The sequence below is a fragment of the Streptomyces sp. NBC_01498 genome (assembly GCF_036327775.1).
GTDB lineage: Bacteria > Actinomycetota > Actinomycetes > Streptomycetales > Streptomycetaceae > Streptomyces.
In genome coordinates this window covers 3,754,948-3,768,960 of the sequence record NZ_CP109598.1, presented here as the reverse complement: position 1 = coordinate 3,768,960, position 14,013 = coordinate 3,754,948, and the positions used below count along the sequence as shown (strand labels likewise).

Sequence of the window (14,013 nt, the reverse complement as noted above, 5' to 3'; positions counted from 1 at the left end):
ACCCCGTGACGTACGGTCAGCCGAGCGCGAGCCAGGCGACCGCGCCCAGGATTACGATCACGGCCACGACGCCGATGATCAGACCGTTCTTCGATCCACTCCGCTGAGGCGCCTGCCGACGCTGCGGCTCACCGTCGTCGACGAAGGCGCGGAACATCTGAGTACTGCCCGCGGGGTCGGGATTTCCCTCGGGGCCCTGCGGGGCATGGGGGTTGTGTGCCATGAGCCAGGACCCTAGCGAACACCGCACCCCCACCCAACCCCCGGGGCGACTCCGGAGTCCCCCGGAGGACGTTCCGCACGCCTCCGGCGCCTCGTCGCGCCGCCCGAAACCGTTGACCCGGCGCAGGCGAAGCCTTTCCGGTTCCTTTACCGCCGGGGCCCTTCTTTCGTTTGCCTTCAGCAACCAACCGCTTCTATGGTTGCCCCAAGCAACGACATAGCGCCACGGGTGCGCGGGGTCTTCTCGGAGGGGTCATGGCCGCCCAGAGTCAGTACGCGGAACTGGCCCGCCAGCTCAGTGCCATCGGCGCGGTGAAACGGGGGCTCTCCCGGCTCCTGCCGCCCGACTGTCCGAGCGGCTCCGCCGCCGTACTGACCCTGCTGGAGCGGCACGGCGAGATGCGCACGAGCCGTCTCGCCGAGCTGCTGGCCGTGGACATGTCCGTCACCAGCAGACATGTGGCCCACACGGCGGAACGCGGCTGGATAGAGCGCGCGCCCGATCTCGCCGACCGGCGCTCGCGCATACTCCGGCTCACCCCCGAGGGCCGGGAGCTGCTCGACGAACTCGCGCGCCGGACGACCGACATCTTCGCCCGCGCGCTGTCCGACTGGACCGACGACGAGGTCGGCCGGCTCAACACCATGCTGGCCCGCCTGCGGAGCGACTTCGCCGACTGCCGGCCCGGCCGCTGACCCCGAGGCGGCCGACCTCCGCCGACCGGCACCCGGCCGCCGACACCCGGACCGGGACCGAAGGACCGGGACCGAAGAGTCGGGACCGGATCCGAAGGACCGGACCCCGACGCCGACCCCGACACCAGCCACACCACGCAAGACAAGGACTTCCATGGCTACGACCACCACACCAACGGGTGTACGGGGCGGCCACGCCAAGCACGGCGGCGGCACCCCCGCCACCGAGGCGGCACCCGGCACGCCGATGACCCACCGCCAGATCATGGAGGCGCTCTCCGGCCTGCTGCTCGGCATGTTCGTGGCGATCCTCTCCTCGACGGTCGTCACCAACGCCCTGCCCGAGATCATCTCCGACCTCGGCGGCGGCCAGAGCGCGTACACCTGGGTGGTGACCGCCTCGCTCCTCGCGATGACGGCGACCACTCCCCTCTGGGGCAAGCTCGCGGACCTGTTCAGCAAGAAGCTGCTGGTCCAGATAGCCCTGACCCTCTATGTGGTCGCCTCGGCGGCGGCCGGACTGTCCCAGAACGCGGGCACGCTGATCGTCTTCCGCGTCGTCCAGGGCATCGGCGTCGGCGGTCTCACCGCCCTCGCCCAGATCATCATGGCCGCGATGATCGCCCCGCGTGAGCGCGGGCGCTACAGCGGCTATCTCGGCGCGACCTTCGCCGTCGCCACCGTCGGCGGCCCGCTCATCGGCGGTGTCATCACCGACACCTCGTGGCTCGGCTGGCGCTGGTGCTTCTACGTCGGCGTGCCCTTCGCGATCGTCGCGCTGCTCGTCCTCCAGAAGACCCTCAAGCTCCCGGTCGTCAAGCGCAAGGTCACCATCGACTGGACGGGCGCGTTCCTCATCAGCGCGGCCGTCTCGCTGCTGCTGCTCTGGGTCACCTTCGCCGGTGACAAGTACGACTGGGCGTCCTGGCAGACGTACACGATGCTCGCCGGCACCGTCGCACTCGGCGGGCTCTTTCTCCTCACCGAGTCGCGGGCCGCCGAGCCGATCATCCCGCTCCGCCTCTTCCGCAACCGCACGATCACCCTCGCCTCGCTGGCGTCGCTGTTCGTCGGCATCGCGATGTTCGCGGGCACCGTCTTCTTCAGCCAGTACTTCCAGCTCGCGCGGGACAAGTCGCCGACCATGTCCGGCGTCATGACGATCCCGATGATCGGTGGACTCTTCCTCTCCTCGACCGTGTCGGGTCTCGTCATCACCAGGACCGGGCGCTGGAAGGCGTGGCTGGTCAGCGGTGGTGTGCTGGTGACGGCCGGTCTCGGACTGCTGGGCACCATCCGGTACGACACCGCGTACTGGCACATCGCGGCCTACATGGCGGTCATGGGCCTCGGCGTCGGCATGATGATGCAGAACCTGGTCCTGTGCACGCAGAACCAGGTCTCCCCGAAGGACCTGGGCGCCGCGAGTTCCGTCGTCACCTTCTTCCGCTCCCTCGGCGGCGCCATCGGCGTCTCGGCGCTGGGCGCGGTGCTGGGCAACCGGGTCGCCTCGTACGTCACGGACGGGCTGGCCGACCTCGGCCCCGAGGCCGCCGCGGCCGGTCACGCCGGTACAGGCGGCGGGGGCATCCCGAACCTGGACGCGCTGCCCGGCCCGATGCGGACCGTCGTGGAGGCGGCATACGGGCACGGTGTCGCCGATGTCTTCCTCTTCTCGGCTCCGGCCGCGCTGCTCGCCCTGCTGATCACCCTGTTCATCAAGGAGGTCGCGCTGAAGACGCGCGCCGCCGGTGACACGGCGGCGAGCGACACGGAGAACGGCGCGGAGAACGGCGCGGAGAGCCCGGAGGGCGCACCGGTCGCCGAACCGGTCGCGGCGCACATGGACGCCGGAGTGGTCATGGACGCGGGTGCGGGGACGTGGACGGAGACGACGTGGACGGAGGCGGGCACGGATCCCGATGCGCCGGCCACCGCCACGGCCGGGCCCGGCGCGCCGACGGAGACCACGCCGCCGGAGACCGTGCCCGCCGCCGCGACCCTCGTGGGCCCCGTGGTCCACGGCGTCGTACGCGGTGGCGAGGGCGGGACCGTGCCCCGGGCCGCCGTCACGCTCATCTCCCCGGCGGGCCGCCAGTTGGGCCGTACGGTCGCCGACGAACAGGGCGGCTACGCGGTGGACGCGCCGGAGCCGGGTTCGTACGTCCTGATCGCCTCGGCGGACGGTTTCCAGCCGCAGGCCACCACGGTGGCGGTGGGCGAGCGACCGCTGGCGTACGACGTCCTGCTCGCCGGTACGAGCGGCCTCACCGGCTCCGTGCGCGGCGCCGAGGGCGACACGCCTGTCGAGGGCGCACTGGTCATCGTGACCGACGTACGCGGGGACGTGCTGGCGACCGGCAAGTCGGCCGACGGCGGCGAGTTCGCCTTCGCGCAGCTGCCGCCCGGCTCGGTGACCGTCGCCGTGAACGCGGCCGGTTTCCGGCCGCTGGCGCTGCCGGTCGAGATCGCCGCGCAGGGCGTGGCCCGCGTCGAGGCCGTGCTGCGGGCGGGCGCGCTCGTCCAGGGCACGGTCCGGGCGGGTGCCGACCGGCGCCCGCTGCCGGACGCGCGTGTCACGCTGCTGGACGCGGCGGGGAACGTGGTCGCGACGGCGACGACCGGCGACGACGGGGCGTACGGTTTCGCCGACCTGGACACGGGCGAGTACACGGTCATCGCGACCGGCTACCCGCCGGTGGCCGGTGCCCTGACCGTGGCCGGGCGCGGAATCGACGGCCACGACATCGAACTCGCGCACACCGGCGACTAGTTCGGCGGGAAACCGCCGACGGGCCGGGACCACCGGCAGGCGGGAACCGCCGACAGGCGGAAACCACCGGCAGGCGGAAACCACCGGCAGGCGGAAACCACCGGCAGGCCGGTACGGCAGGCGCATCCGGTGCGACGACCGGCACCGGCACGCCGTCGATGTACGCGAGCAAAGCCCCCGGGCGGGGCGCGTCCCCAGCGGAGGCGCGCCCGGTCCGGTGGAGAGGGCCCCGGTGCGGGGGCGGCAGCCTGGGGACGGCTTGCCGCGACCACGCCGGGGCCCACCTCTTGGTCCGGACAACAGCGAACGAGGAGAGAGAAACGGGATGGGACTTCGCGCACAGGTACGGACCCCGGAGGGCTGGGCCGTCCAGCACGCCGCCGTCACCCTGACCGACCGGACCGGCCGGCAGGTGGCGCGCGCCGACGTCGACGCGGACGGGGCGGTGTCCGCCGAGGTGGCGCTGGTACCGGGGCCGTACACCGTGATCGTCACGGCCGCCGGCTACGCGCCCGCCGCCTCGACCGCGTTCGTCACCGGGGGCGGGGTCGCCGACGCCGGGACGGTCGTCCTGACCCGGCAGGCCGGTGCCGAACTGCCGCCGCCCGGCGTGTGGACCATCGACCCCGCGCACTCGTCGGTGGCGACGATCGCCCAGCACCTCGGGATCTCCAGCGTGCGGGGCCGCTTCACCGAGTTCGGCGGCCGGATCGAGGTCGCGGCGGACCCGGAGCGGTCGCGGGTGGACGCGATCATCGCGGCGTCGAGCATCGACACGGTGAACGACACCCGGGACAAGCACCTCAGGTCGCCGGACTTCCTGGACGTGGAGCGGTTCCCGGAGATCACCTACCGCAGCACGGGCGTCGTGCGCTCCGGTCCGGACCGCTGGACGGTACGGGGTGAGCTGGCGCTGCACGGAGTCGTACGCGAGGTGGCGCTGGACCTGTCGTACCTCGGCACCGGTCCCGACCCGTGGGGCGGCGTACGGACGGCCTTCCGGGCGACGACCGAGCTGAGGCGGGACGACTTCGCGATGTACTACAACCAGGTGGTACGGGCGGGGATGACGGCGATCGGTACGACGCTGCGCGTGGAACTCGACATTCAGGCGGTACGGGAGGTCGCTCCCCCGGCCCCCGACCAGTCGTAGGCTGCCGGGCATGGCACCCAACATCGCGACCAACACCACCGTGGCGCTCGACGAGTTGCTGGAGTTCGTCCGCCCCAGACACCGGGCGATCCTGCTGACCACCCGGGCCGACGGCCGCCCCCAGGGCTCGCCGCTGACCTGCGGCGTCGACGACTCGGGGCGGATCGTCGTCTCCACCTACCCGGAGCGCGCCAAGACCCGCAACGCGAAGCGGGATCCGCGCGCCAGTGTGATCGTCCTGTCGGACACCTGGGACGGGCCGTGGGTGCAGATCGACGGCACGGCGGAGGTGCTGGACGTGCCGGAGTCGGTGGAGCCGCTGGTCGAGTACTTCCGCAACATCTCGGGGGAGCACCCGGACTGGGACGAGTACCGCGAGGCGATGGTGCGGCAGGGGAAGTCGCTCATCCGGCTCACACCGGAGCGGTGGAGCCCGATCGCGACGGGCGGCTTCCCGGCGCGGCTGGCTCCGCCGGAGTAGCGGGGGCAGCCGGCTCCTCCGGAGCAGCGGGGCGGGTGGCTCCTCCGGAGCAGCGGGGCGGGTGGCTCGTCCGGAGCAACCCGGCGGGTGGCTCGTCCGGCGGGTGCGCCGCAGGTCCGCCGGGCCGCCGGGCCGCCGGGCCGCGCCTGCATCGTCGCCCGGATCGCCGGTGGGGACCCGCGCCCGCATCGACTCGATGCCCGCGACGAGGGGTTCGAGCGCGCACGTGCAGTCCCGTTCATGTGAAGTCCCGTTCGCGGAAGTCCTGTTCGCGCGGGGTCCCGTTCGCGCGGGGTCTCTTTCTCGCGGGGTTCCCTTTCTCGCGGGGTCCGACGCCGCTTCTCGGCAGGGGGCGGCGGTGGCGAGGACCCGCCGCACCCGTGGGGATACGCGCGCGGGGAACCGGCAGTTCGGTCAGGGCTGTTCGCCCGGCCGGATCAGATATCCCGCTCCCCGCCGGGTGTGGATCATCGGGGGGCGGCCCACGTCGATCTTCCGCCGCAGGTAGGAGATGTACAGCTCCACGATGTTCGCCTGGCCGCCGAAGTCGTACGACCACACCCGGTCCAGGATCTGGGCCTTGCTCAGCACACGGCGCGGATTGCGCATCAGGTAGCGCAGCAGGTCGAACTCCGTCGCCGTGAGACGGATGGACCGCCCGGCCCGCCGGACCTCGCGGCTCTCCTCGTCGAGCGTCAAGTCGCCCACGACCAGCAGCGGTTCACCGCTGCCGCCGCCTCGTACGAGGGCCGTTCCGGAGCGCCGTACGAGCGCGCGCAGCCGCCCCGCGACCTCCTCCAGGCCGAAGGGTTTGGTGACGCAGTCGTCGCCGCCCGCCGTGAGCCCGGCGATCCGTTCCCCCGCGCCGTCCTTGGCGGCGAGGAACAGGACGGGTACGCGGGGCAGTTCGGCGCGCAGCCGCCCGAGGACGGTCAGGGCGTCCATGTCGGGCAGCGCCGTGTCCAGGACGACCGCGTCGGGCCCGAAGTCCCGCGCCGCGCGCAGGGCGCCCGCGGCGTCGGACGCGCTGCGGACCTCCCACCCCTCGTGGCGCAGGGTCATGGACATCAGCTCGGCGAGTGTGGCCTCGCCGTCCACGACGAGGACCCGGACGGGGTTCCCGTCCGGCCTGAGCGTCTCGGTGCGCCGGCGGGACGCGGTGCGGGGCGCGGTGTGGGGCGCGGTGTGGGGCGAGGTGAGGGTCATGGTGCCCACAGTGGCGAACGCCTCTGAGAGCGGCCTTGCCACTTCCTGTGAATTGCCTGAGAACGCGCCCCGCGTCCGCGACGATCCGCCGGACGGGTTCCTCTACCGGCCGTCGGCCTCCCCGGCCCACTCGGCAGCGGCGAGACGGCGGGCCTCACGCCGGCCCGCGTACCGCTGCTTGCGGTTGCCGGCCTTCGCCCACTCCTGCCGTTCCCTGACATGGGAGCGCACCTTGCATCCGGCGCAGCAGGGGCGACCGATCAGGGTCAGCAGTGTCCGGGCCCATCGGCAGCGGGTGTCCGGGGCCTCCCGTACCGGCGCGGGCGGCAGGTCGCAGGGGCCGTGGCGGTGGTCGTGGGCAGGCAGGGGGTGGTGCTCCGCGTGGCGGACCCACGGCGGCTTCGTCTTGTCCGTACGGGACATCTCGTTCCTCTCGGAACCCGCCGCCCGGACTCCCGGATTCTCCGGGCGGGCGGCTGGGGCATCCGCTTCACGACGTCACGCTCCCCTCCCGGGTCTCTCCGCTCCTGGTGGCCGTCGCGCGTGCGCTGCCAACGCCCTGCCAACGCCCTTGAACAGCACACCAGTTCATCACTGGGGCCGGGGGGTGTCCAGACCGAAGAGGCGGACACCGTTCCCGTAACAGACCGCGCGCGTCCAGTCGTCGCCGAGTCCGAGCCCGTCGAGGACCTCCAGCTGGTGGAGGTACGGATAGGGGATGTTGGGGAAGTCCGAGCCGAGCAGGATCCGGTCCCCCAGGTCCGCGAGCCGGGCCCTGGCCTCCGGGCCGGGCGGGAAGGGCGCGAGTCCCTCGCTGAAGTCCGTGAACGCCATGGTCGTGTCGAGGAGTACCCCGCCGTACCGGTCCGCGAGGTCCATGAAGTCCGTGTACTCCGGCATCCCCATGTGCGCGACGACCAACCGCAGTCGGGGGTGGCGCGCGAGCAGCCGCCCCACGTGCTCGGGCCCGGTGAACTTGCCCGGCTGCGGCCCCGAACCGCAGTGCATGACGATCGGCACTCCGGCTTCGGCGAGCAACCCCCAGGTGCGGTCGAGCTGTTTGTCGTTGGGGTCGTAACCACCCACCTGGAGATGGGACTTGAAGATCCGCGCACCGCCTTCGACCGCCTCGCGCACATAGGTCTCCACGCCCTCCTCCGGGAAGAGGGTCGCGGTCTGGAGGCAGTCGGGCGTGCGGGCGGCGAACCCGGCGGCCCAGCCGTTGAGCCAGTCGGCCATGCCGGGCTTGTGCGGGTAGAGCATCGAGGTGTACGCGCGCACGCCGAACGCCCGCAGCAGAGCGACGCGTTGGTCCTCCTCCTGCCGGTAGGTGATGGGCCACTCCCTGCCGGTGAGCGGTCCGGCGTTGTCGAAGTACGCCCACACCTTCCGCAGGACGCGGTCGGGCATGAAGTGCGTGTGCACGTCGATGAGTCCGGGCAGCGAGAGCCGTTCCCGGAACTCCCGTACGGCCTCGATCTCCGCCGCTGCTTGATCATCCATCCCTCCACTGTCGGAGGCGGAGGACGTACTGTCCAGCGCCGCCCGGAGGTTGACGCACCGGGGACGGAGGCATCGGGGGCTGGGGAAGGGGTGGTCCGGGGGCGCGCGCGAGGTTGGAAGCGACTTCGGAAGATACCCGACGGAGGGGCAGGCGGGTCGGAAGGGGCAGGCTGGTCAGAAGAGGCCGTCCTGTACGGCGGGGTCGGTGCCCGCCAGGTCCCGTACGGGCACGGTCACCTCACCGTCCCCCGCCGCCGCGAGTTCCCAGCCGCGCACGAGCCGGGTGTCCAGCACGAGCACCGCGCCGTCGCCCCGGTCCAGATGCAGATCGGGCCCGGCGGCGGCCACCAGCCGCCCGGCGACGCGCCCGCCGTCGACCAGTTCACCGATCACCCCGGTCGCGGGCGGGGCTCCGGCCAGCCCGAACACGTGCACGTGGTCGACCGGTTCGAGCGCCGCGCGCTCCAGCGACTCCGGCCAGCCGCTGAGCGCGACTGCCCGCCCGTACAACTCCCTTACCTCCGCCGCCCGTTCGACCGGGTCCGCCGGCAGCGTGGCGCGTACGGCCCGCTTCGCGGCGTACGGCACCCGGTCCGGCACGTCCAGCGCCGTACGCAGCAACTCCTCGGTCCGCCGCGCCGCCATCAGCGGGCCGCGCCCGAGGAGGGTGAACACCACGGCGCCCTGTTCGAGGAGCCGCGCCGATCCGCGCGCCTCGGCGGTGATCCCGACCTTGACCATGCCGGGGCCGAACCAGGCCAGATAGACGGTGTACGGCCGGGGGTCGTCCGCGACGGTGTCGGCGGCCACCGACCGCGACCGGTCGAGCCGCGCGCAGTCCGGGCACTGCCCGCCGGTGCTGCGCCCGCTCACGGAGGCGCCGAGGGGGCCGAGGGGACAGTCCAGCCCGCGCACTCCGGCGCAGTGCCGCGCGCCGATGGCCCGGAACGCGAGCTCCCGCCCGTACGCGAGCGCGCTGATCCTCTCGCGCGCGCCGTCACGCCACACGAGCGCGGCCCCGTCGGGGCTCCACCGCAGCCCGGCACACCGCCATCCCCGAGGCACTCGGCGCTCTCCCCACTTCGTCGTCCGCGGTCGAGTACGTGTGTCGGCGTCAACGTCCCCGGGCTCCGCCGTACCCGCGGCCCCTGCCGTATCCGCCGTATCGTCCGCCGGTCACGCCCCGGGCTGGTCACCGGCGGAGTACAACCGTACGCGTTCATGCGAAAAGGGCAGGTCCGCCACCATCCTGGCCGGGGATGGATGCGGCCTGCCCTGTCGCGTAAGGGGGTGGAGCTGGATCACTCACCGCCGCCGAGGATCTCTTCCACGGTGGTGGTCAGGCCGTCGGCGATGGTCTCGTCCACACCGGTGCCGACGATGGCGGCGATGATCAGGGCGACCAGGACGATGACGCCGACGTACTCGACCGCGCCCTGGCCCTTGTCGCTGCGGCGCTTCATGGCGGTGACAGCGGTGTTCGCCCAGGAGCCGACGTAGAGCTTGGCGTTGGTGGCGGCCTTCAGCGTGACGTTCGACATGAGATTCCCCTTTATGTGTCGGCCGGCCGATACCGGCCGACTCCTTCAAGTCTTTGGTGTCACCCGCTTCTTCGGCCTTCCGGCTGGCCGGTCTCGCTGGCGACATGAGAAACATATGGCGGCCACCACCCCCCGGGCATGGGCCCCAAGGCCCAACCCCGGACCCAACCCCACGCGTGGGCCCACCCCTTGTCCTCCGCCGCCCGCTCGCCGGTACGGCGGTCTCGCGGCCGACTCCCGACCGGCTCCCGGGTCCCCGCCGTACGGCCGTCACGTGGGCGCCGGCCTCTCGACACCACGCCAGAGGCCCCGGACGGTTGTGTCCGGGGCCTCTGGCTCAGTTCAGTTCAGTTCGGCTCAGCTCGGTTCAGTTCAGCTCAGCTCAGCTCGGTTCAGTTCAGCTCAGCTCAGCTCGGTTCCCTCAGCCGCGCCGTACCGGGAACGGCACCACCCAGTCGGAGTCCCGGTAGTGCGTGGACACCCCGTTGCCGACCTGGGACTTGTCGGGAGGCCCGGCGCTGGGGAAGACCGACGGTGCGACGGCGCGACCGAGTCGTTCCTTCCACACGGTCGCCCACCGAGCCAGGTCCGGGAACGCCTCCCGAACCGCCGTCCGGTTCACGAAGTGGTACTTCTGGTGGAAGAACCCCGTGCGGAGATCGGCCTCGGAGAGCTTCCCCGCGTTCTTCAGCTCGTCCCACTTCCGCCGGGCCGTTTCGACCATCACATCGGACGAGAGGTGGAAGTCACCGTCACTGGGTCCGACCGGCATCCCCTTCTCGTCGAGCGCTCCCAGCCGGTAGAGGCTGTCGAACGGACGGCGTGCCGGACGCTCGGCGGGAGGTGCGGCACCCATCCACTCCCGGAACCTCTCAAGCGCCACAGGCTGTCCCGCCAGCTCCTGCTCGGTCGGGAAGTCCTTGTGCCGCCCGGAGAAGAAGAACGCCCACGAACCCTGGAGCCGTACGTCGTACTCCTCCGGGCGCTCACAGCCGCCGCACAGGGCCCGGTACAGCGAGGACGACATGTCCTTGAACTGCCGCGGAGTCGTACCGAGCGGCGCCTGGAAGCGGCGCCACCAGTCGACCTGCCGCCGTGTCAGCCCGAGGAACGCCAGGTCCCGCTCCTGGACGCGGTAACCCGTGTCATCACGCGGCCACGCCCGGAGCCCCAGGCGCTGACTCCCCGGAACCCGCCCGTCCGAGTCGATGAGCCCCTTCGCCTGGGCCTCCTGGCGCCGCTTCGCGAAGCCGGGATCCTCGTCCACCGCCGGGGCTGCCGCCCGCCCCTGGACGTTCTTCCCGACCGACCAGGAAGCCGCCCCGGCGACCGAGGGAACAGAAGCGGCCGACGGGACCGAGGGCCCCAACAGAATCAGTGCCGCGACGGCAAGTACGCCGAGTTTCTGTCGCTGACGTGACACCCTCAAACCTCCACCGGAAAGCCCCCCGTGGCCCGCGACTCTCGCGTTCCTGACAGAGAGTTAGGCACAGCTCCGCTTTCCGTAGCCCCAGCCACGCCGGTGGAGGGAACAGCACCACCCCACGTGCCCTCGTCGGCTCGAACCCGAAACGGTGCCGGCCGCTCCGGCGGGCTGTGTGGGCTCCGGCTCGGACTTACTTGGGTTGCAAGAAGTCCCTGAGACCCGCGGAGAGGTCAAACTCGTGCCCTGCGATGAACCCCTGGCCGGTGGCGAGGACTTCATTGTTCCGCAAAGCCCCTGCGGAGAAGTACTCAGCGAACGGCAGCAAGTGGTCGGTGAAGTACTGGGCGGCGAAGTCCTTGTGGACGACGTCGACCGCGAGGTGCCTTCCCACTTCTCCTAAGAACTCGCCGTAGTCCTTGGGCTCGTGCCGGAAGAGCCTGCACCATGGCCTGGCTTCGAGCTCGAGGCCGGAGGGGCCATTCGTAGTGACAATCATCGGCGCGTCCACGACGGCAACCGCGCAGACCAGATAGGCATCGAACCAATGGGCGGTCGACGGTGGTCGCGAAGCTTCGATGAAGTGAGTCGTGGCGCTGATGAGTGGCATGACTATGCCGTTGTAGGCGTCGGTGCCCGAGAGTTCGAGGCGCGGCCCCTTCCTCGCACACTTGCTTACGATCGAAAACCCTTCGACCCCGTGAAACGAATGTCCGGTGAGATCCAGGGCCTCCATGGCGGAAAAATGCCAGGACGTGGGATTGCTGTCTGTCGTGACGACCACCTCTTGGGCTCCCAGGCCGCACACCGTGGGGAGATCCAGTCGCCAGGGCGCCGAACTGGTCGAAAAGAAGACGTACGGGAGATCCGACTGCTTGCATTCGATCATCACGGTCAGAGTCGGTCGAATGCGGGACTCTTCGGGGGCGGGCTGGGACAGTTCCCTTGTGGCGACCAGATCGATCGCATGTCTCCCGAGATCCGATCCCTGAATCCCCATTCCTGCTGCACCTTGAAATTCTGCTGAAGCAGCTGAAATATGGTGCTCTGAAGAGGGTAGCCGGACTTTTCCACCGCCTCCCGCAAGGCATCAATGGTGAGCCCGGCCCTGAGCTGCCCCCAGGCTGGTGCGCCAGATTCCTCGGTCGGCTCCATTCCGCCCCCTGTGTCGTCGCCGCCGGTCACCGAAAAGGATAGGGGCAGATCGTGCACTTGGTCCGGGAATTCTTCGACCGGCGCGACGATCCGCAGTGGACTCCGATCCGACGGAACCAGCCGCACGGCCGCCCACGCCCGCACCGCTCGGCGCCCGACGCGCGAACCCCGCCGGCTCGACCGGCCTTCGGACGCCCGGCCGCCACCGGAGGACTGAACGGCGATGCGGGAGGACTCCTCCTGGACCGAGCAGACCGCACCGACCGGCCTTACGCACCCGAGCCGACGACCCTTCCGGGGCCGACCTTGGCGGGAATATCCAAAACGCCCCGATTGCGACTGCATTGGCTCTGAGCACCTCGAGCCGGACCACGGGCAAGCGCACGAGGCGAGACGCCCGCCGGCCGCGCGGCCTGGACCGTGCACCCGCCACCTCGCTCGTGGGGCGCACACAATCACGAAGTCGGCAGTGCGCCTGGAGGAGTTGACTCGCGGAATCGCCATCCCCACGGGCGTACCCCCGGCCGACCGCACACCACCGGCGAGTGGCTCCGCCACCCGGGTGCGCGACCGCGCCCTGCGGTCATGGCATACGCCGGAGGCCCCGTGGATTCCTCCACGGGGCCTCTCGCCTGCTGTGCACTCGGCAGGATTCGAACCTGCAACCTTCTGATCCGTAGTCAGATGCTCTATCCGTTAAGCTACGAGTGCTTGGTGTGCTACCGGGCTTTTTGGGCCCGTCTCCGTTGCGAGAACAACATTACATGACCTGCGGCGCCAGGTGAAATCCATTGGCCGGACCGCGTCTGAGCTGCGGAAACTTCCCGAAAGCTGCCCGAGTGGCGGTCGGCGCAGTGGTCGGTAACGGCCGAAGCCCCGGCCGGTGGCCGAGGCTTCGGTGATCGGTGCGCGGAGGCGGAGGGATTTGAACCCTCGATGGGATTTAAGTCCCAAACCGCATTAGCAGTGCGGCGCCATAGACCGGACTAGGCGACGCCTCCAGCACACCCGCGCGGGCGCGGGTGGTGCGTGTCAGATGATGACACAGCCGAGTGCGGTGTCACCAATCGCCGCCCACGGTACTAGGCGGGAAGCCCGCAGGGCAAAGCACTTCTTCGCGCTCATGCGCCCGTGCGCCCCGTGCCGGCGCGCAACGAGTCGGCCTCCCGGGCGTTAGTGATACCGGGCGCGCACCGTCGGGCCCCCGGAATCATCTGCCGTCAGGAGCTCACGTGTCGCGTCGTCCCTCGCTCACCGCCATCGCCACCGCCGCCCTCGCCGTCTCGCTCGCCGCCGTCACCCTCGCCCCCACCGCGATCGCCTCTCCGCTGCCGCTGCCCCTGCCTTCCTTCCTGGAGCAGGAGGACCGGCTGATCGTGACCGTCGCCAACACGGGCGTCGCCCGCGCCGACGGGACGTACGAGCTGAGCTGCGCGCCCGCCGGCGGTACGCACGCCGACGCCAGGTCCGCCTGCGCGCGGCTGGACGAGATCGCCGCCGAGGGCGGGGACCCCTTCGCGCCGGTGCCCGAGGGCCAGATGTGCACCATGCAGATGGGCGGGCCCGCGACCGCCCGGATCACCGGAACGTGGCAGGGGCGGAACATCGACGCGACCTTCAGCCATAAGAACGGCTGCGAGATCTCCCGCTGGCAGAACCTCGTCCCCGTGCTCCCGTCCGCCCGGGGCTGAGTTCCCGTACACCCCGCCGTCCCTGGGGCTGGATCCGCGCACGCCCGTGACTGGGGCTGGATCCGCGCACGCCTGCGGCCGGGGCTGGGCCCGCGTACGCCCCGCCCCTGTCCTCACGACCGCGCCGGGACGCGGGGCCCGGAGCGCAGGGCGCGGGCAGCGGGCATAC

Annotated in this window: 13 protein-coding genes and 2 tRNA genes; 5 read left to right on the top strand and 10 right to left on the bottom strand. The window is 71.2% G+C overall.

Features of this window, described 5'->3' with window-relative positions; all coding sequences use genetic code 11:
* Positions 1 to 16: 16 nt before the first annotated feature.
* Positions 17 to 223, bottom strand: a complete 207-nt coding sequence (locus OG875_RS16065; RefSeq protein WP_330174922.1) for a hypothetical protein — start codon at positions 221 to 223, stop codon at positions 17 to 19.
* Between the two features lie 254 nt (positions 224 to 477).
* Here OG875_RS16065 and OG875_RS16060 point away from each other — a divergent pair, with 254 nt between their 5' ends.
* The 4 genes from OG875_RS16060 to OG875_RS16045 all read left to right on the top strand — a co-directional run bounded on the left by OG875_RS16060 (position 478) and on the right by OG875_RS16045 (position 5,325).
* Positions 478 to 918 carry a MarR family winged helix-turn-helix transcriptional regulator gene (locus OG875_RS16060; protein WP_330174921.1) on the top strand — a complete coding sequence of 147 codons (441 nt, stop codon included), beginning with the start codon at positions 478 to 480 and terminating at the stop codon, positions 916 to 918.
* A 154-nt stretch (positions 919 to 1,072) separates the two neighbouring features.
* A complete protein-coding gene (locus OG875_RS16055) occupies positions 1,073 to 3,691 on the top strand; it encodes an MFS transporter (protein WP_330174920.1) in 2,619 nt (872 codons plus the stop codon).
* 325 nt (positions 3,692 to 4,016) lie between these two features.
* On the top strand, positions 4,017 to 4,844 hold the full coding sequence (locus tag OG875_RS16050) for a YceI family protein (protein WP_330174919.1): 828 nt from the start codon (positions 4,017 to 4,019) through the stop codon (positions 4,842 to 4,844).
* 10 nt (positions 4,845 to 4,854) lie between these two features.
* The gene (locus tag OG875_RS16045) at positions 4,855 to 5,325 is read left to right on the top strand and encodes a PPOX class F420-dependent oxidoreductase (protein ID WP_330174918.1); all 471 of its coding nucleotides are present in this window, start codon (positions 4,855 to 4,857) and stop codon (positions 5,323 to 5,325) included.
* Between the two features lie 414 nt (positions 5,326 to 5,739).
* Here OG875_RS16045 and OG875_RS16040 read toward each other — a convergent pair whose 3' ends face one another.
* The 9 genes from OG875_RS16040 to OG875_RS16000 form a co-directional block, all read right to left on the bottom strand.
* Positions 5,740 to 6,531 carry a response regulator transcription factor gene (locus OG875_RS16040; RefSeq protein WP_330174917.1) on the bottom strand — a complete coding sequence of 264 codons (792 nt, stop codon included), beginning with the start codon at positions 6,529 to 6,531 and terminating at the stop codon, positions 5,740 to 5,742.
* Positions 6,532 to 6,633: 102 nt separating this feature from the next.
* Positions 6,634 to 6,954 (bottom strand): hypothetical protein, encoded by a 321-nt coding sequence (locus tag OG875_RS16035; protein ID WP_330174916.1) that lies wholly within the window; start codon positions 6,952 to 6,954, stop codon positions 6,634 to 6,636.
* A 168-nt stretch (positions 6,955 to 7,122) separates the two neighbouring features.
* Complete coding sequence (locus tag OG875_RS16030) at positions 7,123 to 8,034, bottom strand: amidohydrolase family protein (RefSeq protein WP_330174915.1); 912 nt, start codon at positions 8,032 to 8,034, stop codon at positions 7,123 to 7,125.
* A gap of 174 nt (positions 8,035 to 8,208) precedes the next feature.
* The gene (locus OG875_RS16025; RefSeq protein WP_330174914.1) at positions 8,209 to 9,099 is read right to left on the bottom strand and encodes a DUF2797 domain-containing protein; all 891 of its coding nucleotides are present in this window, start codon (positions 9,097 to 9,099) and stop codon (positions 8,209 to 8,211) included.
* A 236-nt stretch (positions 9,100 to 9,335) separates the two neighbouring features.
* Complete coding sequence (locus OG875_RS16020) at positions 9,336 to 9,575, bottom strand: hypothetical protein (protein ID WP_330174913.1); 240 nt, start codon at positions 9,573 to 9,575, stop codon at positions 9,336 to 9,338.
* Positions 9,576 to 9,996: 421 nt separating this feature from the next.
* Positions 9,997 to 10,998: a hypothetical protein gene (locus OG875_RS16015; RefSeq protein WP_330174912.1), complete on the bottom strand. Its 1,002-nt coding sequence runs from the start codon at positions 10,996 to 10,998 to the stop codon at positions 9,997 to 9,999.
* Between the two features lie 193 nt (positions 10,999 to 11,191).
* Positions 11,192 to 11,998: a hypothetical protein gene (locus OG875_RS16010; RefSeq protein WP_330174911.1), complete on the bottom strand. Its 807-nt coding sequence runs from the start codon at positions 11,996 to 11,998 to the stop codon at positions 11,192 to 11,194.
* Between the two features lie 793 nt (positions 11,999 to 12,791).
* Positions 12,792 to 12,864: transfer RNA gene (locus tag OG875_RS16005), tRNA-Arg, on the bottom strand.
* 199 nt (positions 12,865 to 13,063) lie between these two features.
* Positions 13,064 to 13,154, bottom strand: a tRNA-Ser gene (locus OG875_RS16000).
* Positions 13,155 to 13,385: 231 nt separating this feature from the next.
* Here OG875_RS16000 and OG875_RS15995 point away from each other — a divergent pair.
* A complete protein-coding gene (locus OG875_RS15995) occupies positions 13,386 to 13,844 on the top strand; it encodes an SSI family serine proteinase inhibitor (protein WP_330174910.1) in 459 nt (152 codons plus the stop codon).
* The last annotated feature ends 169 nt before the right edge of the window (positions 13,845 to 14,013 follow it).